Source organism: Clostridium sp. C8 (genome assembly GCF_001010885.1).
Classification (GTDB): Bacteria; Bacillota; Clostridia; order Clostridiales; family Clostridiaceae; genus Clostridium; species Clostridium sartagoforme.
The window spans coordinates 95,779-121,457 of sequence record NZ_LBMX01000049.1 but is presented as its reverse complement, the minus strand read 5'-3'; the positions used below and the strand labels follow the sequence as shown (position 1 = coordinate 121,457).

24 protein-coding genes and 1 other annotated feature are annotated in these 25,679 nt (G+C 27.2%); of the genes, 8 read left to right on the top strand and 16 right to left on the bottom strand.

The window, feature by feature from the left end:
- Positions 1 to 8: 8 nt before the first annotated feature.
- Positions 9 to 647, bottom strand: coding sequence for a recombination regulator RecX (gene recX / locus AAT22_RS08190; protein ID WP_016206731.1), 639 nt, complete (start codon positions 645 to 647; stop codon positions 9 to 11).
- A 16-nt stretch (positions 648 to 663) separates the two neighbouring features.
- Positions 664 to 1,902: a pitrilysin family protein gene (locus AAT22_RS08185; protein ID WP_016206730.1), complete on the bottom strand. Its 1,239-nt coding sequence runs from the start codon at positions 1,900 to 1,902 to the stop codon at positions 664 to 666.
- A 172-nt stretch (positions 1,903 to 2,074) separates the two neighbouring features.
- Here AAT22_RS08185 and AAT22_RS08180 point away from each other — a divergent pair, with 172 nt between their 5' ends.
- Positions 2,075 to 2,749 carry a response regulator transcription factor gene (locus AAT22_RS08180; protein ID WP_047000853.1) on the top strand — a complete coding sequence of 225 codons (675 nt, stop codon included), beginning with the start codon at positions 2,075 to 2,077 and terminating at the stop codon, positions 2,747 to 2,749.
- Between the two features lie 52 nt (positions 2,750 to 2,801).
- A complete protein-coding gene (locus AAT22_RS08175) occupies positions 2,802 to 4,244 on the top strand; it encodes a HAMP domain-containing sensor histidine kinase (protein ID WP_047000861.1) in 1,443 nt (480 codons plus the stop codon).
- A 27-nt stretch (positions 4,245 to 4,271) separates the two neighbouring features.
- On the opposite strand, the gene AAT22_RS08170 is transcribed toward AAT22_RS08175, so the two are convergent.
- The 8 genes from AAT22_RS08170 to AAT22_RS08140 all read right to left on the bottom strand — a co-directional run bounded on the left by AAT22_RS08170 (position 4,272) and on the right by AAT22_RS08140 (position 12,984).
- On the bottom strand, positions 4,272 to 4,595 hold the full coding sequence (locus AAT22_RS08170; protein ID WP_047000852.1) for a hypothetical protein: 324 nt from the start codon (positions 4,593 to 4,595) through the stop codon (positions 4,272 to 4,274).
- Positions 4,588 to 5,223 carry a hypothetical protein gene (locus AAT22_RS08165; protein ID WP_016206727.1) on the bottom strand — a complete coding sequence of 212 codons (636 nt, stop codon included), beginning with the start codon at positions 5,221 to 5,223 and terminating at the stop codon, positions 4,588 to 4,590. Before AAT22_RS08165 ends, AAT22_RS08170 begins: the two co-directional genes overlap by 8 nt.
- Before the next feature lie 218 nt (positions 5,224 to 5,441).
- Entirely contained in the window at positions 5,442 to 5,579 is a 138-nt protein-coding gene (locus AAT22_RS19035; RefSeq protein ID WP_156174298.1) for a hypothetical protein, read from the bottom strand.
- Between the two features lie 183 nt (positions 5,580 to 5,762).
- Positions 5,763 to 7,823, bottom strand: coding sequence for an SPFH domain-containing protein (locus AAT22_RS08160; protein WP_047000851.1), 2,061 nt, complete (start codon positions 7,821 to 7,823; stop codon positions 5,763 to 5,765).
- A gap of 150 nt (positions 7,824 to 7,973) precedes the next feature.
- Positions 7,974 to 10,169 carry a DNA topoisomerase III gene (locus tag AAT22_RS08155; RefSeq protein WP_047000850.1) on the bottom strand — a complete coding sequence of 732 codons (2,196 nt, stop codon included), beginning with the start codon at positions 10,167 to 10,169 and terminating at the stop codon, positions 7,974 to 7,976.
- A gap of 141 nt (positions 10,170 to 10,310) precedes the next feature.
- Positions 10,311 to 11,054: an SDR family oxidoreductase gene (locus AAT22_RS08150; RefSeq protein WP_047000849.1), complete on the bottom strand. Its 744-nt coding sequence runs from the start codon at positions 11,052 to 11,054 to the stop codon at positions 10,311 to 10,313.
- 24 nt (positions 11,055 to 11,078) lie between these two features.
- Positions 11,079 to 12,011: a dipeptidase gene (locus tag AAT22_RS08145; RefSeq protein WP_047000848.1), complete on the bottom strand. Its 933-nt coding sequence runs from the start codon at positions 12,009 to 12,011 to the stop codon at positions 11,079 to 11,081.
- A 46-nt stretch (positions 12,012 to 12,057) separates the two neighbouring features.
- Positions 12,058 to 12,984: a metallophosphoesterase gene (locus AAT22_RS08140; protein ID WP_047000847.1), complete on the bottom strand. Its 927-nt coding sequence runs from the start codon at positions 12,982 to 12,984 to the stop codon at positions 12,058 to 12,060.
- Positions 12,985 to 13,136: 152 nt separating this feature from the next.
- Here AAT22_RS08140 and AAT22_RS08135 point away from each other — a divergent pair, with 152 nt between their 5' ends.
- The gene (locus AAT22_RS08135) at positions 13,137 to 14,282 is read left to right on the top strand and encodes an amidase domain-containing protein (protein ID WP_016206721.1); all 1,146 of its coding nucleotides are present in this window, start codon (positions 13,137 to 13,139) and stop codon (positions 14,280 to 14,282) included.
- A gap of 83 nt (positions 14,283 to 14,365) precedes the next feature.
- On the opposite strand, the gene AAT22_RS08130 is transcribed toward AAT22_RS08135, so the two are convergent.
- From AAT22_RS08130 to glyA, 3 genes are all read right to left on the bottom strand, one after another.
- Positions 14,366 to 15,325, bottom strand: coding sequence for an RsmB/NOP family class I SAM-dependent RNA methyltransferase (locus tag AAT22_RS08130; protein ID WP_047000846.1), 960 nt, complete (start codon positions 15,323 to 15,325; stop codon positions 14,366 to 14,368).
- A 109-nt stretch (positions 15,326 to 15,434) separates the two neighbouring features.
- Entirely contained in the window at positions 15,435 to 16,190 is a 756-nt protein-coding gene (locus AAT22_RS08125; RefSeq protein WP_047000845.1) for an exodeoxyribonuclease III, read from the bottom strand.
- A gap of 233 nt (positions 16,191 to 16,423) precedes the next feature.
- Positions 16,424 to 17,659 carry a serine hydroxymethyltransferase gene (glyA, locus tag AAT22_RS08120; RefSeq protein WP_016206718.1) on the bottom strand — a complete coding sequence of 412 codons (1,236 nt, stop codon included), beginning with the start codon at positions 17,657 to 17,659 and terminating at the stop codon, positions 16,424 to 16,426.
- A gap of 228 nt (positions 17,660 to 17,887) precedes the next feature.
- Between glyA and AAT22_RS08115 the strand changes: the two genes are divergently transcribed.
- Positions 17,888 to 18,652: a threonine/serine exporter family protein gene (locus tag AAT22_RS08115; protein ID WP_016206717.1), complete on the top strand. Its 765-nt coding sequence runs from the start codon at positions 17,888 to 17,890 to the stop codon at positions 18,650 to 18,652.
- A gap of 1 nt (position 18,653) precedes the next feature.
- Positions 18,654 to 19,130: a threonine/serine exporter family protein gene (locus tag AAT22_RS08110; protein ID WP_016206716.1), complete on the top strand. Its 477-nt coding sequence runs from the start codon at positions 18,654 to 18,656 to the stop codon at positions 19,128 to 19,130.
- A 32-nt stretch (positions 19,131 to 19,162) separates the two neighbouring features.
- Here AAT22_RS08110 and AAT22_RS08105 read toward each other — a convergent pair whose 3' ends face one another.
- The 3 genes from AAT22_RS08105 to AAT22_RS08095 form a co-directional block, all read right to left on the bottom strand.
- Entirely contained in the window at positions 19,163 to 19,351 is a 189-nt protein-coding gene (locus AAT22_RS08105; RefSeq protein ID WP_016206715.1) for a ferredoxin, read from the bottom strand.
- A gap of 151 nt (positions 19,352 to 19,502) precedes the next feature.
- A complete protein-coding gene (gene asnA, locus AAT22_RS08100) occupies positions 19,503 to 20,516 on the bottom strand; it encodes an aspartate--ammonia ligase (RefSeq protein WP_016206714.1) in 1,014 nt (337 codons plus the stop codon).
- Between the two features lie 97 nt (positions 20,517 to 20,613).
- Positions 20,614 to 20,878 (bottom strand) — a binding site (T-box leader).
- 65 nt (positions 20,879 to 20,943) lie between these two features.
- Positions 20,944 to 21,216 (bottom strand): metal-sensitive transcriptional regulator, encoded by a 273-nt coding sequence (locus AAT22_RS08095; protein WP_016206713.1) that lies wholly within the window; start codon positions 21,214 to 21,216, stop codon positions 20,944 to 20,946.
- Positions 21,217 to 21,427: 211 nt separating this feature from the next.
- Between AAT22_RS08095 and AAT22_RS08090 the strand changes: the two genes are divergently transcribed.
- From AAT22_RS08090 to sstT, 3 genes are all read left to right on the top strand, one after another.
- Positions 21,428 to 22,804, top strand: a complete 1,377-nt coding sequence (locus AAT22_RS08090) for an aldehyde dehydrogenase (protein WP_047000844.1) — start codon at positions 21,428 to 21,430, stop codon at positions 22,802 to 22,804.
- Positions 22,805 to 22,885: 81 nt separating this feature from the next.
- A complete protein-coding gene (locus AAT22_RS08085) occupies positions 22,886 to 24,052 on the top strand; it encodes an iron-containing alcohol dehydrogenase (RefSeq protein WP_047000843.1) in 1,167 nt (388 codons plus the stop codon).
- A gap of 318 nt (positions 24,053 to 24,370) precedes the next feature.
- Complete coding sequence (sstT, locus tag AAT22_RS08080; RefSeq protein WP_047000842.1) at positions 24,371 to 25,606, top strand: serine/threonine transporter SstT; 1,236 nt, start codon at positions 24,371 to 24,373, stop codon at positions 25,604 to 25,606.
- The last annotated feature ends 73 nt before the right edge of the window (positions 25,607 to 25,679 follow it).

Below are 25,679 nucleotides of genomic sequence, written 5' to 3'. Positions count from 1 at the left end.
TCCTTTTATTAATATATTTCTTCTGTATTCATTACTCTCTTTACAACATTTGAAACTACATCATGATCATATCCTTTTGATAATAAAAACCTATATAGCTTTTGAGATAATTTATATTTATCAGTTTCTCGCTTCGATAGTATATTGTATTTTTTCAATACCATATTATATGCTATTTCTTTTTCATTTTCTTCATCTATGTTGGAAATTTCTTTTTCTATAAGATTATCGCTAATCCCTTTTTTTATTAAATCATACTTTATCTTCTTCTTGCCTTGTAATTTACTCTTATCTTTTACATACATTTTTACATAACTTATATCATTTAACAAATTATATTCCCTTAAAAAGTCTACAGTTTTATCAATAGTTAAATTATCATATCCTTTTAATAAAAGCTTATCCTTAAGTTCTTTTTCACTTTTATAAGATCTCTCTATGATTCTAAGGGCAGCATTCTTGCATTTTATATAATTATCTTCCTTAGAAATAAAGGTTATTTTTTCTATATCAACTTTCTCATTTATTTTTAAATTTTCTTTATAAACTAATTCAGCACTTAATGAAAATGAATACTCGTTATCAATATATATATTTACTCTTTCTTTATTTTTCTTTTGTACTTCTATTTTAGTAATAATATTCATGATTTTCTCCATAATTTTAAGATTTTAATATGTGAATAGTTGGATTGTTTAAAACTTCTCTTGCTACTTGTTGAATTTTATTTACATCCAAACTATGAAGCTTTTCCATATCTGAAACAAATTCATATAGATTTTCATTATCTAACCCTTGGTGAAGCATATAATTACATAGTTCTGAAGGATCTTCTAAAGTTGATATAACTGCTGTTTTATGAACTTTTTTCATAAGATCTAAATCTCTTTCTCCAATTTCTAAAGCTCCATTTTTAACACCAGATATTGTTTCATCTATTGATTTTATAGCTGCTTTCACATCTTCTTCTCCAACTGCAGTATAGATATATAAAGTCTTAACATTATTTGTCATATCTATACTTGTATAAATATCATATGCAAGTCCTCTTTTTTCTCTTACTTCCCTAAATAAAAGAGAATTTGAACTTTCTCCTAATCTATGATTTAAAATTCTAAGTGGAAGTTCTAAATTTCTATCCAAATTATAAAATGTATATAAATAAACTATTGTATTTTGCTCTATATTAGACTTTGTAGTTGTTATAGATTTACAAATATTCTTTTCTTCAATAATATTTTTTTCTTGTTTTTCACCCTTTTCCCACTTAGCAAATTTATTTTTCACTTCATTTAATGCTTCATCATGATCATATGGTGATACTACTGTCACCAATGCATTATTAGGTATATAATATCTATTATAAAAACTAATTAAATCATCCCTTGTATATTTTTTTATATTACCTTCAAGTCCTGCAACATCATATTTTAAAGGACTATCTTTAAATGCTACTTCATTAATTCTTTTAAAACTTAAATCTTCGATATCATCCTTACTAGTCCTCATCTCTGCAAGAATTACGCCTCTTTCCTTTTCCAATTCTTCCTTATCAAATTTAGGATTTATAATCATATCTCCTAAGATATCTATAGCATTTTTAAGTTCTTCGTCTAAACAACTAATTGTATAAACCGTTGATGTATAATCTGTATAAGCGTTATATTCTCCCCCTAAAAATTCTAATTCATCATTTAAAGTTTCATAACTTCTATTTTTTGTTCCTTTAAATAACATATGTTCTATAAAGTGAGATATTCCTTTTTCATTTATATTTTCATATAGAGAACCAACTTTTATTCCAATATTTATAGATGTTATTTTGGTATCTTTTTTTATTGTTATAACTTCTAATCCATTATCTAAAATATGTCTTTCAACATTAAAATTCAATTTGAACATATATTCCACCCATTCTTTATACTTTTTTATTAAAAATTATTTTTTGACTTAAAATTAAATATAATAATATAATTATATATATGTTTTACTTAATAATCTACATAATTAATCTTTACCATATTAATATTGACATTTATAATTAAAATAAAGCATTTAGAATAGGGGGGCTTTTATGAAAAAAAATATACTATTAATTGAAGATGAAACTCGTATTAGATTTCTTCTGAGAGATTACTTTTTAAAAGAAGGGTTTAATATTATAGAAGCATCTGATGGTGATGAAGGACTTAATTATTTTATAAGCACTAAAGTAGATTTAGTTATATTAGACATTATGATGCCTAAAGTAGATGGAATCACAGTTTTAGAGATGATAAGAAAAGCTTCAACTATACCTGTCATACTATTAACCGCTAAAGGACAAGAAGAAGATAAATTGTTTGGCTATGAAATGGGAGCAGATGATTATATAACTAAACCTTTTTCCCCTAAAGTATTGATAGCTAAAGTAAAAGCTTTACTTAAGAGAACTTCTGAAGAAAGTTTTTCTAGTTCAAAAGAATATGATGGCTTAACTATAAATAAGTTATCTCATGAAGTAAAGGTAAATAAAGAAATTATTAATCTTTCTCCTAAAGAATTTGAACTTCTATCTTATCTATCTGATAATGAAGGAATAGCACTATCTAGAGATACTATACTAGATAATGTATGGGGATTAGATTATTATGGAGATTTAAGAACAGTAGATACGAATATTAAAAGGCTTAGGGAAAAGCTTGGTGATAAATCTAGTTGCATAGTTACGGTTAGAGGAAGTGGTTATAGATTTGAAGCAAAAAAATAAATTTAGTATATCAAAAAAATTATTTTTAATAACCTTCGGTTTAATTTTTAGCATGTTAATTTTTAGTATGTTATTTCAAATTTTGTTTTTTGAAGATTTCTATTTAAGTAGAAAAGTAAAAGATATGATAAAAGATGCTAATAAGTTTAGCACATTAAACTCTTATACTAACGAAAATCTTTTAACTGATGCATTATATAGATTCGAGCAAGAAAATGACTCTAAGGTTGCTATTTTTTCATTAGATGGTAAATTTAAAGTTCTACCGAATTACGATAAAAGTACAGATGATTTTCAGGTTCTAACAGCATTTTGTGCTGAAATTATTAATGATAAAGCTCTTATTAATGAAGTTTTGACTTCTGGTAAACCACAAGCTAACGTTTTTGAGAATAAATCAAGTAACTCAAAAAAAATTGGTATTTTATCACCAATGTCATTAAATTCTAAAAATGATTCTATTATTGTAACAGTTTCATCTATGCAACCTATTAATGAAGCTGCTGGTGTTATTAAAGAATTCTATGAATATCTCTTTTTAGGAATTAGTTTAATTGCGATCTTACTCTCCTCTGTTTATGCAAATTTAATTTCTAAACCACTGGTAAATATAAATAAGGTTGCTAAAAAGATGTCTTCAATGGATTTTACAGCTAAATGTGAAGTCAGGTCTGATGATGAAATTGGAAATCTTGCCATAACATTGAATTTTCTATCATCTACATTAAAAAACGCATTAGATGACTTAAAACAAAAAAATAAAAAGTTAGAAGAAGACATTGAAAAAGAACGTAAGCTAGAAGAAATGAGAAAAGATTTCGTTGCTAGTGTTTCACATGACTTAAAAACTCCTATTGGTATAATAGAAGGATATGCAGAAGGTCTTAAAGATGGAATTGCCACTGGTGAGGATGCATTAATTTATATTAATACTATTATAGATGAATCACATAAAATGAACAGATTAGTAACTAATATGTTGGAAATTTCAAAACTTGAATCTGGAAACATAGAATTAGTTATAGAAAAGTTTAATATACTTCGACTAATTAGAAAGCTTATTAAAAGTTTTTCTTTAGAATTTTCTTCTAAAGATATAGAATTAAATTTAATATCTGAATTAGAGTACTGCTATGTTATTGGAGATATATTTCAATTAGAACAAGTCCTTACTAATCTTATTAGTAATGCTCTCAAATATACTCCAAGTAAAGAAAAAGTTATAATAGAAGTTAGTACAAATAATAATATTGTGAATATTTCCATAGAAAATAAAGGTGCTTATATCCCTGAGAATGAAATACAAAATTTATATACTAAATTTTATAGAATTGATAAAGCAAGAAATACTTCTAAAGAAAGTAATGGCCTAGGACTCGCAATAGTAAAAAGAATTCTAAATCTTCATGAAAGTTCATATTCGCTAACAAATACAATTGATGGTGTTAAATTTGAATTTACTTTGAAAAAAGCTGATGACTTAGAAATGATATAAGGCTGTCTATACGACAGCCAGTTTTTATTACATAAAAAAACTTATAATTAATAATATTGATAAAATAATATTTGATATCAGTACAATTTTACTATTAGTAGAAATTGTGCTAATTCCTTTTTCTTCTTTACTTTCTAGCATATCTACCATAATTAATATTTGGTCAAGTTTGTTTAAAACTTCTTTATTTAATTTTTTATTTTCTCCAATTTCACTTATATTTTGTAAAACTTCTTCTTTGCTTTTCTCAACCTCTTCTCTTATATCATCAATTACTATATCCTTATATAGACATTTAAGTTTTTCCTTTATATTATCTTTTATAATATCTTCTCTTAAATAATTATCCACCTAATATCTCCTCCTCTATATTTAACATTCCATCAATAATAATTGAAAGATATTCATAATTTAAAATCAACTCTACATCTTTTAAAGTTCCAGAGTTTATTAATTTAACTATATAATCTTTTTCTTCTAAAAATTCTTTTTTTATATAATTCAACAATGTGCTAATTAACTTTTCTTCTTCTTTAGAAGATTCATCAAAATCCTTAATTTGTTTTTTTAATTTTTTAAGTTTTTTAAGTTCATAATCTTTTATTTTTTTAATTTCACTAACTGCTTCTTCAATATCCTCTAAGCTTTCAAAGTCAGTGTTTTTATTCCTTTCCTTTAGAATTGAAACTAATCTTGCTTCTCTTTCTTTATCTAATTCTACAAAGCTATTTTCCAAATTTTTAATTGTATTTTCTGTATTACATATTTTGCTTTTTAGTTCATTTCTTTTCCTGTTTATAAACTTAATTTCATATTTTTTTGATTCTAAAAATCTTCTTATAATTAAATTTTCATTTGTATTTCCTTCTAAATTATAGTCTATAAATTTATCCTTATAATCTTGTAAAAATAATTTTGTGCCTTTATATATAAAATAGTCTTCTCTTAAATAATTATTATTTTTCATTTCTTCACCCATAATCCCTCACCCCACTATCTAAATATCTACTCTTTAATAGTTATGTCATGCTTATAGATAAGCTTATAGATACTGACTTTATTTAAATACTATAAATTTCAAATATAATTAGTTAAGTGTAAAATATTTCTTGCAACTTATATAGTAATAATATGCTTCTAAATATATTATTATTATAAAAAAATAGTAGAAATTTAAAATTCCTACTACTTAAAAATTTAACCTTCAATTAAATTAAAATCTTGTATCTTTTTTATTTTCTTGCACTGAGGACAAATAATTAAACATTCACTCTTTAACCCCTCAAAATTATACCCACATTTATCACATGTACATTCTGATTTATTTATCTCCATCTTCTTCACCCTCCTTATAATACTAATTCTTACCACATATTATTTCTCTTATTCTTCTAAAAATAATTTTAACTTTTTGATAGAAATTTTTAGACTATACATTTATATTCATAGTTTATATAAATATTCTAAAATTATTATATAAAAATAGACTATATAAAAATATAATCTATCTTTCTTTTACTAATTTCCTTCTGATTCTATAGGCTTCTTTTCTCTTAAATTATCCATTATTTCTTCTTTTATTTTTAATATTTCTTCTGACTCCTCAATAGTTTTATTTTCTCCTATTTCAGTTAATTTTTCACTTAATAATAACATAACTAAAGATTCAAATGCATTTGCTCCCTTGCCTTCTCCTTCAGCTCCTGTATTTATAAGGGTTCTTGGAACTATATCAATCTTGCCTTCCTTAATTGCATTTGTAAAGGAAGTCATAACATCATTTATAACTTTATATTGTGGTCCGCCATAAGCATTTACTTGTTCCCTTGCAGCTATAGCCTTTGATATACCTACTCTTGCTTCCTTATCAGCATCAGCTTCTGCTGTTATTTTTATCTTAAAGGCTTCTGCTTCAGATTGCTTTTTAACCTTATAAGCTTCTGCTTCAGAAAGATTTTGTATTTTTTCAGCATCTTGCTTAGCCTTCATAAGCTCTGCTTTACCTTGATTTTCTTGAATTCTAATATTAATATCTGATTCTGTTAAAGTAGTTTGTTGTTTTGCAATAGCTTCTGCTTCTCTAAGTTCCTTTTCTTTTTCTGCTGCTTTTTGTTGAGTTTCATAAGTTTCAAGCTGTTCCTTTGCAATTTGTCTACTTCTTAACTGAGTTAATATTGTTTCAATATTTGTATCTGCCTTAGAGCTTCCAGGAGTTCCTATTAATACTTCTTCTAGTTCTAAATTGTAGTGGTCGAACTTTCCTTTCATTTCTAATGAACTTTGTGCTTGAATTTCGTTTCTTTGTTGTATTAATTCTATTAATGTTTTAGTTTGTCCTATATTCTTAAAATATGCAGATACCATAGGATCTAATGTTTGATCCACTAGCATCTTTATATCTCCGAATCTTTGAATTACAAGAGGTGCTTTTCTATAATCTATATGAAATACTACTGATAGTGGTAATGTTGGTTCAAAAGCATCTTTAGTAATTAAATTTACTTCTTTAAGATTTTCATCATATTTATGACTACCATTTTGATTACTAATCCATTTCAATATTACATTAGTGGTTGGAACTTTAATTATATTACCTGCATAAGTGTTAAATGCATATTTACCTGGCATTAAGGCTTCATTCCAAACTCCTCTATAACCCTTTTTAACTAATTCCCCATGCTTGTAGTCAGTTCCTGAGAAATCTTCTCCCTTTGATCCTGTATATGAAACTACAACCCCTACAAATCCAACTGGGATAATAATTTTAGGAATATATTCTACTGTTGCAAATAATCTATTTATAAAGTAAGTACCATCAGCTAAAACTTGATATTGCCTACCCCTATATCCACCAGCTTTTAAAAATGCATCAATATTTTGAAAATTATTATGATAATTTTCATCGTTATGATTATCTCCAACTATAGGACATATTATATTTTCTGATCCTAATGATTGTCCATCATGTACTGTCACTATTCCTACTAAATCACTATTACCCTCAATTATGATAGGCTCAAATCCTCTTCTTTCAGAAATTAATCTAGACATAGTTAAAATAGTATCTAGCTCATGTTTATTTCCCATCTTTAAATAATAAGTTTTATTTTCTGTAATAATTACAAATTGCGCAAGATTAAATGCATAGGTACCTTCTCTTATTATTCCCCTTTGTGGGCCTTTTTGTCCTCCATTTTCTAAGAAGCTTCTTACATCTTGAAAGTTATTTCCCTCTCTGACTACTTTTCCTAAAGTTTGTGTTGCTTCTAAAGGTTTTCCATCTCTTGCAAAAACATAGGCAATTTTCCCTTGGGGTATTGTAACTAGAGGAACTATATGAACTTTATAAATAAATGGTGTTCTAAAATGAATTCCTCCTCTTAGTAATGCAGGTTGATATCCTGCTTCACCCTTCAATGCAATTATTTGTTCATTCAAAGACCCTTTAGTAGACCACCATTTTTCAACAATCCCTACCTTATCATTTGGAATTATTCTAAATCCTATAATCCATAATAATATTATTACTCCAAGGACTATAGATACTACTTTAATTCCAAGTAAAATCATTTCATTCATACTGCACCTCCAATATTTAATAATGTAATTATACCAAATATTGGTTAATAAATAGATATTCATTTTGGACAAAAAAGCTTGTATTTTCTTCGAAAAAAAGCAAAAGAAATAAACATTTCTGTATATTTCTTTTACTATCTATTTATTACATTAGTTTTTTAAATTCATCTTTCCTAAAAGATCTGCAAAAGGATTATTATTAAAGTCCTCTGCCTCTTTTTTCATTTTCTTCATCATATTATTTACTTCTCTTTTATCTACTTTGCCCTTTTTATCAAATCTCTTTTCAAATTGTGAAGCCTTTTCCCTAAAGTTACAGTTTGCACCTGTACAAACATATATCTTTCCGTCTCCTTGACCTCTAACTTCTAACTTTTTCTTACATTCTGGGCATCTAGCATTAGTAGTTCTACTTACACTTTCTCTATATCCACATTCTCTATCTTGGCATACATTCATAACTCCATTTTTACCTTTTACTTCTAAAAGATATTTTCCGCAATTAGGACATTTTTTGCCTGTTTTATTATCGTGAACAAATTTGCTATTATCAGTTTTAACAGCTTCTACTAAGGCTATTGCATAATTTCTCATTTCTTTAATAAAAGCATCTGGATTATCTTTTCCCTTACTAATTCCATCAAGTCTACTTTCCCACTTCGCAGTTAATAATGGAGATTTAAGTTCATTAGGTACTAAATCTATTAATTGCCTTCCTTTAGAAGTTGGAACTATTTCTTTTCCCTTTTTCTCAATAACAAAGGAATTAAATAATTTTTCAATTATATCTGCTCTTGTAGCAACTGTTCCAAGTCCACCTGTTTCATTTAATGTCTTCGCTGCTTCCTTATTTACATTTACATACTTTTGAGGATTTTCCATAGCTGATAAAAGTGTTCCCTCATTAAATCTTGCTGGCGGCTTGGTTTGGCCTTTATTTAAATCCACTGAATTTATTTTTAATAAATCTCCCTTGTTAAGCTCTGGAAGTACTTGGTTCTTTAAATCATCTTCATTTGAACTATCATCTATTATTTCTTTATCATACAAAGATTTCCATCCTTTTGATTTTATAACCTGCCCCTTTGCAATAAAACTTTCTCCATTTATATCAGCCTTTATATTTGTTTGGATATATTCAAATGGTGGCATTAAAATGCTTAAAAATCTTTTAACTACAAGATCATATATATGTTTTTCTTCTGAACTTAAATTGCTTAAGTTTGGCTTTTGTTCAGTAGGTATAATTGCATGGTGATCACTAACCTTGCTATTATCTACAAAGCTCTTATTTCCACTTATTTTACCTTTTAGTATTTCAGAAGCTGCCATTCTGTATTCACCAATAGATATTGCCTTCAACCTATCTGGAATGGTTGAAACAACATCTGTAGATATATATCTTGAATCAGTTCTTGGATATGTTAAGATCTTATGATTTTCATAAAGCCTCTGCATTATTGATAAAGTTTGCTTTGCTGAATATCCCCATATTTTATTGGCATCTCTTTGAAGCTCTGTTAAATCATATAAAGCTGGAGAAAATTTCTTTTTAGGAATTTCTGTTATTGATGTTATTTTAGCATCATGTCCTTTTGAATTATTTAAAATCTTATTTGCACATTCTTCATTAAAAATTCTTGTATTATTATCATTATTAATCCATTGAAGTACTATTCCATTTGCTTTTGCAGATATAGTATAAAAATCCTTTGGTTTAAAATTCTTTATTTCATCTTCTCTATCAACTATCATAGCTAAAGTTGGAGATTGTACTCTTCCTGCTGAAAGCTGTGCATTATATTTACATGTTAAGGCCCTGGTTGCATTAAGTCCAACTATCCAGTCAGCCTCAGCTCTACATACTGCTGCTTTATATAAGTTTTCATACTGACTTCCAGGCTTTAAGCTTTTAAAACCATCTAAAATTGCTTTATCAGTTTGAGATGATATCCAAAGCCTTTTTATAGGCTTCTTAGCTCCAGCTTTTTCTATAGTCCATCTTGCAACTAATTCTCCTTCTCTACCAGCATCAGTAGCTATTACTATTTCTTCAATATCACTTCTATTTAAAAGCTTTTTTACTTCATAAAATTGTTTAGATGTCTTTTTTAAAACTGTAAGCTTCATATACTTAGGCAGCATTGGAAGAGTTTCCATGCTCCAGGTTTTATATTTTTCATCATATCCTTCTGGATCTTGTAGTCCAACTAAATGACCTAATGCCCAAGTTATAACATACTTACTGCCTTCAATATATGCTCCTTTATTTTGATTACATTTTAAAACCCTTGCTATATCTCTACCAACAGAAGGTTTTTCTGCTAGTACTAATACTTTTCCCATATTTTAAGTCCTTTCTCTTTTAAGAGCTATAATTCTTACCTCTTAAACTATATATATTATTTTAACTAATTAAACTATATCTAATTTATAATATTCTGTAAACCTTCTTTAAATAAACAACTGAATAAATTGTTTAACAATTTATATCATTCCTCCATCGACTTTTATAATTTGTCCTGTTAAGTAACTACAGCTATCGTTGCATAAAAAGGCTACTAATTTCCCAATTTCAGTGGCTTCTCCAAATCTCCCCATTGGTATTTCTTCTTTTAACTCATTCTTTTCATCTTCACATAAAAATGAATTCATTTCTGTATTAATTACACCTGGAGCAACTGCATTAACTCTTACTCCCATTGGCGCAACTTCTTTTGCAAGGGATTTAGTGAATAAGTTTATTCCTCCTTTTGAAGTAGAGTATATTACTTCACAAGAAGCACCAACATCACCCCATATAGAAGAAATATTAATTATATTTCCAGTACCTTTAGATATCATATGTGGAAGTGCATGTTTACTTAAATACATAGCTCCACGAATATTTACTCCCATAACATTATCTATATCTTCTTTTGAGGAATCCATAAATAATCCTATAGTAGATATTCCTGCGTTATTTATTAGTATATCTATTTTTCCAAAGTATTCTATAACATAGTCTATCATTTTCTTACAGGTATTATAATCTGATATATTTCCCTTGTATAACTTAGCATAACTACCTAATGCAATTATTTCTGCTAATGTAGTTTCTGCTCCATCATCATCTTTAGAATAATTTATAATTACAGAAGCTCCTTCTTTCGCTAATTCAATTGCTATAGCTTTTCCAATACCACGTGATGCACCTGTAACTAAAGCTATTTTTCCTTGTAAGTTTTCCATACTTTTCTCCTAATTTCATTTATATTATAAGCATTCTTTTACTACTCTTTTTACATTTTTAAAGAATATCTTATCAATTTCTGAACTTATAAATTTTTCTTTTATTAGAGCATCTCTAAGCTTCTCTATTTCTCCAATATTTCTAATTTCCACTTCATTTTCTATACCATCAAAATCTGTTCCTAATGCAAGTACATCTATTCCTCCAATATTTTTTATATGTTTAATATGTGCTATCATAGATTCAATTGTAGGAATTCTTTCATTTCCTAAAAATGGTGCGCAAAAATTTAATCCCATAACTCCACCTTTATTAGCTAATTTAACTATCATATCATCAGTTAAATTTCTTGAATGATTAGTTATTTCTCTAGCATTAGAGTGTGTTGCAATAAAAGGCTTTTTACATATATCAACTAAATCATAAAAACCTCTATCTGATAAATGAGAGCAATCTGGTATTATTTTAAATTTTTCCATTTCACTTACTATTTCTTTTCCCTTATCTGTTAATCCATTATTCTTATATCTATATCCTACATTTGGATATCCTATACTATTTGGGAAATTCCAAGTTAATGTTATAAATCTTATTCCCATATCATAGACTTCTTTTACTCTTTCTATTTTTCCTTCTAATACTTCCCCTTCTTCTATTGATAAAAAAGCTCCGATTTTACCTTTATTATTAACTTCTTCTAATTCTTTTAAATTTGTTGCTATTTCAATATCATTATAATTTTCTTTTAATTCCTTCATTAAAACATCATTCATTTTTTTAAATTCTAAATATGGGTTATCTATTATATTTAATTCTATAAAGTGTGCAAAAACTTGTGCTAATGCTTTTGATTCTTTTAATTTCTTTATATCAACTTTACAAATACTTTCCTTAAGTTTTAAATTTTCATATAATAACCTGCTTGCTGTATCACAATGTAAATCTATTGAATTCATTAGAAAATCTCCTTTACTTTTTTGGTTTAATTTTTTGTTTTTTAGATTATTCTATAATTCTTATTCTTTTATCTCGCGCAAATAATAGATAATCTTTTATACTATTTGGTCCAACTATAACCTTCCTTCTTATCCAAAGTACTCCTGATTCTTGGGATTCAACACTCCATTTCACAAGCGATATACTTCCACTTTCAATTTCTATTGCGGTCATGGCATAAGGTAGAATACAACACCCATCATTAAAATATGGAGGATCAAATTTAGCAGGCATTCTACTATTATGAGTATGTCCACAAATTAGCATCTTACCATTAATTTCAGACCATTTTTCAAGTTTTCTGTCTACCTTACTTCCTTTCTTATTATTCTTAGCAGGACTTATAGGATCTTTAAAGCCTGCAAGACCATTTAAAAATTTCCATACATATCGCACTAAAAATCTTGATAATAGCCAGTAATCTGAATTTATTAAATCTACTTGATGACCATGAGTAACTAAAAACTTTTCATTAACTGGTGTAAATTTAAAATTTATTCCTTCATAGAATTCTATATCTTTGATAAAATCCAAAAAATTTTTGCCATAATCTGTTCCTATTTTTCTTAAAGCTCTGTATTGTATATGATAAAAACTTTCTCTGTTTTTTATTATATCATGATTTCCATAAATCATATAAATTCTATTTTCTTCTTTAAATTTATTAAACAATTTAAATATATCATTATAGCAATATGAAATATTATCATAATTTCTATTTTTCCAAAGCTCATCTCCATCTCCTACTTCTACATAAATAAACTCTCTTCTATAATAATAAGATAAAGCAGTTTTATAAATATTTATATTTGGAAGCATAGAGTCATAAAATGTTCCGTCACCTCTATGAACATCTGAAATAAAAACTATGTTAGTACCTTCATCAAATTTAATCTCCATAGAATTATCATAAAGATAATCTAACCTTTTCATTAATTTCTCCCTAATAATTTATAACATTTTATTATATGATTTATGTTACTTTTTTGCTAAAAACATCCACATAAAATGATTAAATGTTATATATAAATTTAACTATTTTTGTACAAACTACTTATATATTTTAAAGAAAAGAGGCGAAATTTGTGAAATTTAAACATAAATTTATTATCTTAGTTTTAATTGTTATATATGTTTTTAATATACTACCCTTTTCTATCTCCTTTGCTGAAGAATTTTATGAAGATAAAGAAACTTTAAACTTTTTAAATAATGAATCTTCTTTATCAGAAGAAATGAAGAAGGAATTTAAAGATTTACTTGAAAATTTATTTTCTCAAAGAAATGATGCTATAGTTTCTGGTGATTGTGATTTATTGAAAGGTTTTTATGATCTAAATATAAAAGTAAGTTTATGGGCATACGAAAGTGAAGCAAAAAAGACTCAATATTTAATTAATTGGTCTGAAAAACAAGCTGTAAAATTTAGGGATTTAAAATCTATAGTTAGAATAAGGAAAGTTGCGGAAAAAGAACCTGGGCTTTATGGTGTTATTTGTGATGTAGCAACAGATTTCAATTATTATTATATAGATTCTCCTGATATTATTAATCATTTTAGACTTGGAACAAATCATTATCTTAATTTGAAAAAAGAAAATGATAAATATATTATTACAAAAGAATGGTACACAGATCCTTTTGCAGATTCTTTAGATATTAAAAATATAAAATCTGAAGAAATCAGTAAGTATATATTAGAACATCAACCTCCTGAATTTATTCCAAATGAAAGACAATTAAAAGCAATAGAATATGCACATACCTATTGCGGAATATCTGAAGATGATAATTTTATTTTTAAATATAATTCAAAATATAAAAATCATAATCCAGATGGTGGAGACTGTGCAAATTTTGCCTCTCAAATTTTACATGAAGGTGGTGGTTTTAAAAAGAATCAATTATGGAATTACTCTGGAAAAGAAGGCACAAAAGCCTGGTTAAATGCGCAAGGTTTTAAAAATTACATGGTTGGAAGTGGTAGAGCATCTTATATAGCTAAAGGTACTTACCAACAAACTTATAAAGCTGCTTTTAATATGAAACCAGGAGATTTTGTAGCTTATGAGAAAAAGGGAAGAATAACCCATATATCAACTGTTACTGGATTTGATTCAAAAGGATATCCATTAGTTACTTGTCATAATACTGATAGACTTCTAGTTCCTTATGATTTAGGTTGGAGCAACGATAATATAAGATTCCATTTAATTCATGTGCACTATTAAAACTCAAAATTATATATTATTTTAAACTTTAAAAATTAGCCATATAAAAAGATTTACTATACTTATTTATATGGCTGTATTTTTTATTCTTTTCTTTTAATTATTTTTGCTATAAAGAATCCTTCCATATTTTCATTTGGAATTATTCTTATTGCTTTTGTTACTTCTGGATTATACATTCTTTCTTTATACTGTTTTATACCACTAATAACATTAGATAGTTGTAAATTTATTTTTTCTAATTTTAAATCTTCATATTTATTTAACGCATAATCTAATACTTCTTCATTTTCAAAGGGATTTAATGTACATGTAGAATATACCATAATCCCTCCTGGTTTTAATGCATTATATGCACTGTCAAATAATCTTTTTTGTAGTTTTGAGCATAAAGCAACTTTTTTTTCATTCCATATTTTATATGCTTTATTATTTTTTAAATGAATAGTACCTTCTCCTGAACAAGGTACATCTAATAAAATTCTATCGAAATACTTATTTAACCTTTTTCCTATGCTACATCCATCTGCACCTAAAACAATAATAGAATTTGCTCCTTGTTTTTCTATATTATAATTTAATCTTTCTCGTCTTATTTCATTAACATCATTAGCTAAAATAGTCGCTTTGTTGTTGATCAAGTCTGCCATATAAAGACTCTTTCCTCCTGGAGCTGCACACATATCTAATACAATTAATTCTTCTTTTAAATCTAAAAATAAGGGAGGCAACATTGAAGATAAGTTTTGTAGATATATTTCCCCATTTTTATAAACATCTAATCTTCTTAAACTGCTCTCCTTAACCCCCTTAACTATAAATGCATTCTTTAGAAGTGGATGGTTTACAGCTTTAATTCTATTTTTATTAAACTCATCCATCACCTCTTTTATATTTCCTTTTAAAGTATTAATTCTAAATGTTGTATTTCTTCCTCTATAAAAACTTTTATAAATTAGATCTAGTTGACCAGCTGTATATATACTTTCTAAAATTTCTATAAGTTCGTTTGGTAAGCTATTTTTAACTTCCTTAATTGACACTACATCACCCCTATAGTTTAGCTATAATATATATTTACTTTTCAATAATCTAATTTATGCTTTTAATTAATATAAAAATAGAAGCTGCCATAATGACAACTTCCTTTTTCTAAATATTAATTTTAATTTCAACTGGACAATGATCTGAGCCTAAGACCTCTGAGTGAATTTTAGCATCTTCTAACTTATCTTTAATTGAATCTGATACTAAGAAATAGTCAATTCTCCATCCTGCATTTTTAGCTCTTGCATTAAATCTATATGACCACCATGAATATGCTCCTACTTCATCAGGATAAAAATATCTAAATGTATCTACAAATCCTGAATTTAGTAATTCAGTAAATTTACTTCTTTCTTCTTCTGTAAATCCTGCATTCCTTAAATTAGTTTTTGGATTCTTTAAATCTATTTCTTTATGAGCAACATTTAAATCTCCACAAACTATGACTGGTTTCTTTTCATCTAATACCTTTAAATACTCCTTAAATGCATCTTCCCAAACCATTCTATAATCTAATCTTGCAAGTTCATTTTTTGAATTTGGAGTGTAAACTGTTATCATATAGAAATTTTCAAATTCTAATGTTATAACTCTTCCTTCTTTATCATGTTCCTCTATTCCTAAACCATAAGTTACATTTAATGGTTTTTCTTTTGTAAAAATAGCTGTACCCGAATATCCCTTCTTTTCGGCATAATTCCAATATTGATAGTATCCTTCTAATTCTAAATTTATTTGTCCTTCTTGTAATTTACTTTCTTGAATACAAAAAATATCTGCATCCATCTCATTAAAATATTCTAAAAAGCCTTTTGTAACACAAGCTCTTATTCCATTAACATTCCATGATATAAGTTTCATTGATATAGTTCTCCTTTTCTTAATATATCTATATTATAACACTTCTTTATTTAATATAATTCTGTGTATAAATATATTAGTGCTCTTTGATAATTTAAATAGTTCATATATTATTTCAGTTTATATAAAAAATAATAGAAATATACAATAAAATAAACTTTTGTACATTTCTATTATATTATAATTTTCTAACACCTATTTTTTACTAGATATTTTATCTATGTAATACTACATTAATTATATAGAGGATGCTTTTCACACAAAGATTTTACTCTGCTTCTTAGCAAATCTAAATTAGGATCTTTTTCAGAAATTGCATCATTAATAATAGATGCTACTTCCTTCATATCTTCTTCATTAAATCCCCTTGTTGTAACTGCTGGTGTACCTATTCTTATTCCAGATGTTATAAATGGACTTTTAGTTTCATTAGGTACAGTATTTTTATTTACTGTAATTCCAATACTATCTAAAAGTATTTCAGCATCTTTTCCTGTAACTTCCTTATTTGTTAAATCTACAAGTATTAAGTGATTGTCTGTTCCTCCTGAAACAATCTTAAAACCATAGTTTATTAACTCATTGGATAATACATTACAATTATTAATTACATTTTTTATATAATCTTTATAACTTGGATCTAATGCTTCTTTAAAACATACTGCTTTTGCTGCTATAGTATGTATAAGTGGTCCTCCTTGTATTCCTGGGAATATAGTCTTATCTAATTGCTTTGCATATTTTTCTTTACAAAGAATCAAGCCACCTCTTGGTCCTCTTAAAGTCTTATGTGTTGTTGATGTTACAAAATCAGCATATGGAACTGGTGATGGATGCTCTCCTGCTGCAACAAGTCCTGCAATATGAGCCATATCAACCATAAATAATGCCCCAACTTCATCACATATTTCTTTAAAAGCCTTAAAATCTATTGTTCTTGCATAGGCGCTTGCTCCTGCAACTATAAGCTTTGGCTTATTTTTAATAGCCATTTCTCTAACTATATCATAATCAATAGTTTCACTTTCAGCATCTACTCCATAAGAAACAAAATTGAATAACTTTCCTGAGAAATTCACTGGTGAACCATGTGTTAAATGGCCTCCATGACTTAAATTCATACCTAGAACAGTATCACCATGCTCAAGAACTGCTAAATATACTGCCATATTTGCTTGTGAACCTGAATGAGGTTGAACATTTGCATGTTCTGCACCAAATAGCTCTTTAGCTCTTTCTATAGCTATAGCTTCAATTTCATCTACTACATGGCAACCACCATAATATCTTTTGTTTGGATATCCTTCGGCATATTTATTAGTAAGGAATGATCCCATAGCTTCCATAACTGCTTTTGAAGCAAAATTTTCTGATGCAATTAATTCTATTCCATCCTGTTGTCTTTTTAATTCTTTTTCGATTAAATTATAAATTACTTTATCTTCTTTTGAAATATTTTCAAAATTCATATTTTCACCCCAAATCCTTTTTAATAAATTATAAATATATTTTATACAATAATCAATTAATATTTCTAAATTATTCTTATTTTTTTGTAAATCAATGAAATTCTCAATTAATAAATTTAGTTAGGAGTAGTATATTATTAATTCTGTAAAGTAGTATATACTATAATTAATATATTTATGTTATAATACTTATATTTTAAATAACTTTAGATTTAAGGAGATTTAGTTATGGATATGAATGAAATACTTCATGTTGCTACTTTTGCCGGCAAAATTATGCTTGAATGTGGCGGTGAAACTTATAGGGCTGAAGAAATTATTTGGAGAATTTGCAAAATCTATGGTATAGAAGAAGCTGAAAGCTTTGTTACTACAACAGGTATTATGGTTTCTGTGTGTAGTGATGGTAAGACTTATTCTTTAATAAGAAGAGTTTCGACTAGAACTATAGATTTAGATAAAGTAGATAAAGTAAATGACTTATCTAGAAATATTATAAGTAAGGGACTTTCAGTATCTGAACTTAAATCTCAACTTCAAATCATTAATAATGGAGAAAGATACAGTAATAAAACTGCTATATTAATTTCTGCCTTGGGTGCTTTTTGCTTTGTATTCCTCTTTGGTGGAAAATTAAGAGAAGCTATTGCTGCCTTTTTTATTGGCCTTATTATAAAATCACTATCTATAAAATTTTCTAACCTAGAGATAAATCAATTTTTCATTAATAGTATTCTGGCTGGAATTACTGCTATAATTGCTATACTTTTCTTAAATATAGGACTTATAAATGATATAGATAAAACCATAATTGGTTCAATAATGTTGTTAGTTCCTGGGCTTGCTATAACTAATGCAATTAGAGATACTATATCAGGCGATTTATTGGCTGGTCTTACAAGAGCTGCCGAGGCATTTTTAGTAGCTATATCAATTGCTATAGGTACTGGTGCAGTACTCAGCTTTTGGATTTCTACTTTTGGAGGGCTATAGTATGATGGTACAATCACTATTTGCATTTTTTTCAACCCTTGGATTTGGAATACTATTCAATATAAAAGGCAAAAAATTATTTTATGCTGCTTTAGGTGGAGGATTAAGTTGGTACATAAGTATATTTTGTGAAAATTTAGGTTTAACTACTACTTCGTCATTTTTTATTTCATCCATTATTTTTAGTATATATTCTGAAATTCTCGCGAGAATATTAAAAACTCCTGTTACCACCTTAATAATATGTGCATTAATTCCATTAGTTCCTGGGGGAGGCATGTACTATACAATGTACGAAGCAATAAATGGTAATATAATAAAATCTCTTGAACTTGGACTTAATACTCTTGCTAATGCTGGTTCTCTTTCCCTCGGGGTTATATTTGTATCAACAGTTACTAGACTTTTAATGTCTGCTAGAAAGAAGAAAGAATTTAAAGAACTAGAAAAACGTGCAAAAAGAAAATTTGCAAAATAAAGCCATACACATTGTGTGTATGGCTTTAAATATTATTCTTCTATTGAAATTGCACTTACTGGGCAACCTTCACAAGCTTCTCTTGTAGCATCTTCTAATTCATTTTCAATAATACCTTCTTTAGCAACTGAAACTCCTGTTTCTAAAGAAAATATTTCCGGACAGACTCCTTCACAAAGTCCACAAGATATACATGTATTTTCATCCACAAAGGCTTTCATATAATTTCCTCCTAATTATTTTACATTTAAACTTTATATTCAATAAAATTTAATGTGTCTTTACAATATATAATATAATTATATATTTAAATTTTTATTTGTCAATATTGTTAGGAGATAATTATTTGCATTTAATATTAATTATTCTTTATTATAGTAAGTTTATATTATATTCTCTACATATTTTTAAGTTCTTTTCATCCCAAACTGTTGCTTGAACTTCTCCTATATGAGCTTTATTTAAAAAATACATACAAATTCTAGACTGTCCTATTCCTCCACCTACTGTATATGGTAACTCTCCATTTAATAACATTCTATGAAAGTCTAATTTTCTTCTATAATCATTTCCTGAAACTTTAAGCTGATAATCAAGTGCTTTTTCATCTACTCTTATACCCATGGATGATAATTCTATTGCTCTATCTAAAAGAGGATACCAGAATAATATATCCCCATTTAAACTCCAATCATCATAATCGGGGCTTCTTCCATCATGTTTTTCTCCTGATTTAAGTAATCCTCCAATTTTCATTATAAATACTGCTTTATACTCCTTACATATTGCATCTTCTCTTTCTTTAGAAGTATATTTTGGGTACATATCTTCTAATTCTTGAGAGGTTATGAAGAATATATCTTCCGGTAATTTCTCCTCTCCCGATACTAAATTTTTGTGAACATATTTCTCAGTTTCCTTGAATACTTTATAAATATTTCTTACTATATCCTTTAATTTTTCTTCAGTCCTATCACTTTTATCTATGACTTTTTCCCAATCCCACTGATCTACATAAACAGAATGAAGATTATCTAATTCTTCGTCTCTTCTTATAGCATTCATATCAGTATATAGTCCTTCTGATACTTTAAATCCATATCTGTGAAGAGCTAATCTTTTCCATTTAGCTAGTGAATGAACTATTTCTACATCTTTTCCTGTTGCTAAAATATCAAATTTAACAGGTCTTTCTATACCATTTAAACTGTCATTTACTCCACTTTCTCCTTCTACAAATAGCGGTGCTGAGACTCTTGTTAAATTTAAGCTTTCTGCTAATGCTTTCTCAAAAAAATCTTTGATTCTTTTTATATGAACCTCTGTTTCTATTAATGTTGTGTTACTTTTGTAACCTTCTGGTATAATTATTCCTTCTACTTTCATTTTTAAGCTCCCCTTTTTAATAATATTAAATAATTAAATCTCCACTATTTTAACAATTTTATTGCATAAAAAAAGCTCTCATCCCTATATAAATATATAAAAGGATGAAAGCTATACTTCACGTTGCCACCTTAATTCTCTATTATCTCACAATAATAGACTCTTCAAGTACATAAGTAAATAAAATACTTAGATACTCTAGCACTATAACGGGCGCAACCCGGTTACTGCCTACTAGTTGTTATCTTTCGGAGTACGGCTCAGAGATGTTATTCAAATTAACTTTCTTATTCTACTTACAGCAAGTGTAGAACTCTCTGAAAAGATATGTTAAATCTACTTCTTCTCTTCATAGCCTCTAGTTCAATTATTTATGAGAAAATATTATCACTTTATAGATATTTTGTAAAGTAATATTTTTAATTTTTTACTTTACAAAGGTATTTATCGTCTTTATAAGCTGTTTCAAAGTCTCTTGCTCTGATGACCCTTCTTCAACTCCTAAGCAATTATTTGCATAATATTCTATTGTTAATCCACCAACTCTATTTATAGCTGATCTAATAGCTGATATTTGAACTAAAATATCAGGACAACATACGTTTTTTTCCATCATTCCTTGTATTCCTTTTACTTGCCCTTCAATTCTTTTTAGTCTATTTATTATATCTTTTCTTAACTTTTCATTTTCTTCTTCCATATCTTAATCCTCCATGTTACTATACCTCTATAGGGTATATTTATATTTTATCATTTATTTTAATATTTATATATACTTATTCAATTTTATTTTAAAATCTCTTACTTTTCTTTTGTAGTGTTATAATAAAATTAACCATAAAAAAAAATTATGTGCTGATAATATATACTATTTATGTTAGTTTGTAATTCAATTATACTGGAGGAATATTATGAAAGATATTTTAGATACATTTAATAACCAAAAAGAGCTTTTTTATTCAGCTAAAACAAAGGATATAAATTTCCGAATAAATAATTTAAAAAAGCTGAAAAAAGTTATAAAAGAAAATGAAGATAAAATATTAGATGCTTTATATAAAGATTTAAGAAAATCTAATTTTGAAGGATTTGCTACAGAAATAGGAATAATTTATAGCGAATTAAATCTTCATATTAAAAATTTAAGAAAATGGTCAAAGACAGAAAAAGTTAAAAACTCTATAATTAATTTTCCTTCTAAAAGTTATGTATATAAAGATCCTTATGGAGTTGTATTAATAATTGGTCCTTTTAATTATCCTTTTCAATTAGTTATCTCCCCTTTGATTGGGGCGATATCTGCTGGGAATTGTGCAATTATAAAACCTTCTGAAAATACTAAAAACACAGCATTATTACTTGAAAAGATAATTAATGAAAATTTTAATAAAAATTTTATAAAAGTTGTTAATCCTTTAGGTGGAAAAGATGTTGTTTCTTATTTATTAAATTTAAATTTTGATTATATATTCTTTACTGGAAGTGTAAAAGTAGGAAAAATAGTTATGGAAAAAGCATCAAAAAACCTTATTCCTCTAACTTTAGAGCTTGGTGGAAAAAGCCCTTGTATAATAGATAATTCTGCTAAGTTAACTCTAGCTGCTAAAAGAATTGTTTGGGGAAAATTTTTAAATGCTGGTCAAACTTGTGTTGCTCCAGACTATATATTTGTTCAAAAAGATATTAAAGATAAATTATTGGAAGAGTTAAAGAAAGAAATACTTATTCAATTTGGAAATAATTTAAAATCAAGTCCTGATTTTCCTAGAATAGTTAATCTTCAGTCTTTTTCAAGATTAAAAAATTATTTAAAAGATGGAGATATCTACTTTGGTGGAAATTCAGATGAAAATGATTTATATTTAGATCCAACACTTTTGATAAATATCAAACAAAATAGTTTGATTATGGAAGAAGAAATCTTCGGACCTATTCTTCCAATTTTAGAATACTCAAATTTAGATGAAGTTATTTCTTATGTTACAAAAAAAGATAAACCCCTTGCTTTATATTACTTTTCTGAAAATTCTTCTTCTATAGAAAGAATTCTAAATTTAACAACTTCTGGTGGAGTTACAATAAATGATACTATAATACATGTTGCTTCTTCATATTTGCCTTTTGGCGGTGTTGGCTCAAGTGGTATGGGATCATATCATGGTAAAGCTAGTTTTGATATATTTACACATAAGAAATCTGTTATTAAACGTGGTACTTTTGCAGAGTTTCCTCTTAGATTTGCACCATATAATAATAAAATAAACTTATTAAAAAAGATTATGAAATAATAACTCTATTTTCTATTTATTGAAATACTTCTATTATTGAAGTATTATATATTTATATTATAAAATATAAGGAGGGCCTTTATGAGAAACTTTAATTTTAAAAATGGGACTGAGATTATCTTTGGAAAAGATTCTGAATCACAAGTTGGGACTTTAATAAAGAAATATACAAATAAAATTTTACTTCATTATGGTGGAGGAAGTATAAAGAAAACTGGATTGTATGATAAAGTTATTAAATCTTTAAAAGATTCAAATATAGAATTTATTGAACTTTCAGGAGTTAAACCAAATCCTAGAGTTTCCCTAGTTCGTGAGGGAATTAAAATTTGTAGAGATAATAATATTGACTTTATTCTAGCTGTAGGTGGCGGGAGTGTTATAGATTCTTCTAAAGCTATTGCTGCTGGAGTTAATTATAACGGAGATGTTTGGGATTTATTTATAGATACACCTATTAATCATAAATGTATACAACTTGCAACTATTTTAACAATTCCTGCTGCTGGTAGTGAAACAAGTTCTGGCTGTGTTATAACTAACGAAGATGGATTATATAAAAGAAGTACAGGACATCCAACTTTAAGACCTGTGTTTTCAATAATGAATCCTGAACTTACTTATACTTTACCTAAATATCAAACTTCTTGTGGAATTGCTGATATGTTTGCTCATATACTTGAAAGATATTTTACAAATGAGCCTAATGTAGATTTAACAGATAGGTTGTGTGAAGGAACAATGAAAGCAATAATAGATAATGCATTGAGACTTAACATAAATCCTAATGATTATAATGCTAGAGCAGAGATTATGCTATCAGGTATGGTTGCTCATAATGGATCTTTAGATATGGGTAGACTTGGGGATTGGGCTAGTCATGATATTGAACATGAACTTAGTGGTGTATACGATATTGCTCATGGAGCTGGATTAGCTATTATATTCCCTGCTTGGATGAAATTTGTTTATAAACATGATATTAATAGATTTGCTCAATTTGCAAATAGAGTATTCGATATAGATATAAATTTAAATAACCTTGAAGAAACAGCTTTAAAAGGAATCAAAGCTTTAGAAGATTTCTTTACAGCTATAGAACTACCAACTCGTTTAAGTCATGTGGATATTGATGATTCTAATTTAGAAGAAATGTCTAATAAGCTAGTTGCTCACACAGATCATGTTGGAAATTTTGTGCAAATAAGAGCAAAAGAAGCATTAGAAATATTAAAATTAGCACTTTAAAAAAATTATAAAGTACTTTTGTTACTCTTTATCATCTTACTTCACCAAATATAATAATTATAAATTTAAATTACATTATTCCTAATTATTGCTTCTATTACTAATATTTAAAGCTAGAAGATTAGATTACTCTAATCTTCTAGCTATTTTTATTATTTCTCTCATTGTATATCCAATATTATAATCTATTCTTTTATTTGTTTTTTCATTATATACTTTTAAAAATTGACTATATAAGCTTAAATATAATTTATTTGCCGAGAAATTTATGATAAACTATAAAAAGTATATTCAAAACATTAATTAGGAGGAGATATTATGAAAAACTTAATGAAAAAATGGAATAAAATAAGTTTAGTTAAAAGAATTATCTTAGGTTTATCTATTGGAATTATTTTAGCATTAACTATTCCAGAAAAAGCAAAGTCAATTGTAATTTTAGGTTCCTTATTTGTAGGTGCTTTAAAAGCAATTGCTCCTATGCTTGTATTTTTTCTTGTTACATCTGCAATATGTCAACATAAAAGCGGACAAAAAACTAATATGAAGTCTATAATTATTCTTTATTTACTTGGAACTTTCACAGGTGGATTTGTTGGAGTTTTAACAAGTTTTATTTTTCCAGTAAAATTAACTCTGGTAGCAGGAGTAGAAAATCTTTCGCCTCCTGGTGGAATTACTGAAGTCTTAAGATCACTTTTAATGAATATTGTAGATAATCCAGTAAATGCATTAGTTACTGCCAATTATATAGGTATATTATCATGGGCTGTAATTCTTGGATTTGCCTTAAAAGGAGCAAATGATTCAACTAAAACAATGCTAGCTAATATTTCTGATGCTTTATCTAAAATGGTTGGATGGATAATTAATTTTGCACCAATTGGAATTATGGGACTTGTCTTTGATGCAATTGCAACTAATGGAATTCAAACATTTATAAGCTATGGAAAACTACTTTTAGTTTTAGTTGGATGTATGCTATTTGTAGCACTTATCGCCAATCCAATTATAGTATTTATAAATATTCGTCAAAATCCATATCCTCTTGTTCTAAAATGTTTAAAAGAAAGTGGTATTACAGCATTTTTTACTCGTAGTTCAGCTGCCAATATTCCTGTAAATATGGATTTATGTAAAAGATTAGGTTTAGATAAAGATACTTATTCAGTATCTATTCCTTTAGGTGCAACTGTAAATATGTCTGGTGCTTCTGTTACGATTTCTGTTTTAACATTAGCAGCTGCACATACTTTAAATATTCCTGTTGATATTCCGACTGCACTTATACTTAGTATACTAGCAACTATAAGTGCTTGTGGAACATCAGGTGTATCTGGAGGCTCTTTACTATTAATACCTTTAGCTTGTAGCTTATTTGGAATACCGACCGATGTTTCTATGCAAGTAGTTGGAGTTGGATTTATTATAGGTGTAATACAAGATTCTTGTGAAACAGCACTTAACTCATCATCTGACGTTTTATTTACAGCAACTGCAGAGTTTTATAAGAGACGTAAAGAAGGTAATTTAAATCTCTATCTAAAGAAATAGCTTAATAGATTTATATTAAGTAATATTTACACATTAAAATGATAATTGTTTTTATTTTCTAATTAGGTATTTT

Coding starts and splice junctions, on each gene's coding strand:
- recX (WP_016206731.1), bottom strand. CDS start 647: ATGAATATTATTACTAAAATAGAAGTACAAAAGAAAAATAAAGAAAGA.
- AAT22_RS08185 (WP_016206730.1), bottom strand. CDS start 1,902: ATGTTCAAATTGAATTTTAATGTTGAAAGACATATTTTAGATAATGGA.
- AAT22_RS08180 (WP_047000853.1), top strand. CDS start 2,075: ATGAAAAAAAATATACTATTAATTGAAGATGAAACTCGTATTAGATTT.
- AAT22_RS08175 (WP_047000861.1), top strand. CDS start 2,802: ATGTTAATTTTTAGTATGTTATTTCAAATTTTGTTTTTTGAAGATTTC.
- AAT22_RS08165 (WP_016206727.1), bottom strand. CDS start 5,223: ATGGGTGAAGAAATGAAAAATAATAATTATTTAAGAGAAGACTATTTT.
- AAT22_RS19035 (WP_156174298.1), bottom strand. CDS start 5,579: ATGGAGATAAATAAATCAGAATGTACATGTGATAAATGTGGGTATAAT.
- AAT22_RS08160 (WP_047000851.1), bottom strand. CDS start 7,823: ATGAATGAAATGATTTTACTTGGAATTAAAGTAGTATCTATAGTCCTT.
- AAT22_RS08155 (WP_047000850.1), bottom strand. CDS start 10,169: ATGGGAAAAGTATTAGTACTAGCAGAAAAACCTTCTGTTGGTAGAGAT.
- AAT22_RS08150 (WP_047000849.1), bottom strand. CDS start 11,054: ATGGAAAACTTACAAGGAAAAATAGCTTTAGTTACAGGTGCATCACGT.
- AAT22_RS08145 (WP_047000848.1), bottom strand. CDS start 12,011: ATGAATTCAATAGATTTACATTGTGATACAGCAAGCAGGTTATTATAT.
- AAT22_RS08140 (WP_047000847.1), bottom strand. CDS start 12,984: ATGAAAAGGTTAGATTATCTTTATGATAATTCTATGGAGATTAAATTT.
- AAT22_RS08125 (WP_047000845.1), bottom strand. CDS start 16,190: ATGAAACTTATATCATGGAATGTTAATGGAATAAGAGCTTGTGTTACA.
- glyA (WP_016206718.1), bottom strand. CDS start 17,659: ATGAATTTTGAAAATATTTCAAAAGAAGATAAAGTAATTTATAATTTA.
- AAT22_RS08115 (WP_016206717.1), top strand. CDS start 17,888: ATGGATATGAATGAAATACTTCATGTTGCTACTTTTGCCGGCAAAATT.
- AAT22_RS08110 (WP_016206716.1), top strand. CDS start 18,654: ATGATGGTACAATCACTATTTGCATTTTTTTCAACCCTTGGATTTGGA.
- AAT22_RS08105 (WP_016206715.1), bottom strand. CDS start 19,351: ATGAAAGCCTTTGTGGATGAAAATACATGTATATCTTGTGGACTTTGT.
- asnA (WP_016206714.1), bottom strand. CDS start 20,516: ATGAAAGTAGAAGGAATAATTATACCAGAAGGTTACAAAAGTAACACA.
- AAT22_RS08095 (WP_016206713.1), bottom strand. CDS start 21,216: ATGGAAGAAGAAAATGAAAAGTTAAGAAAAGATATAATAAATAGACTA.
- AAT22_RS08090 (WP_047000844.1), top strand. CDS start 21,428: ATGAAAGATATTTTAGATACATTTAATAACCAAAAAGAGCTTTTTTAT.
- AAT22_RS08085 (WP_047000843.1), top strand. CDS start 22,886: ATGAGAAACTTTAATTTTAAAAATGGGACTGAGATTATCTTTGGAAAA.
- sstT (WP_047000842.1), top strand. CDS start 24,371: ATGAAAAACTTAATGAAAAAATGGAATAAAATAAGTTTAGTTAAAAGA.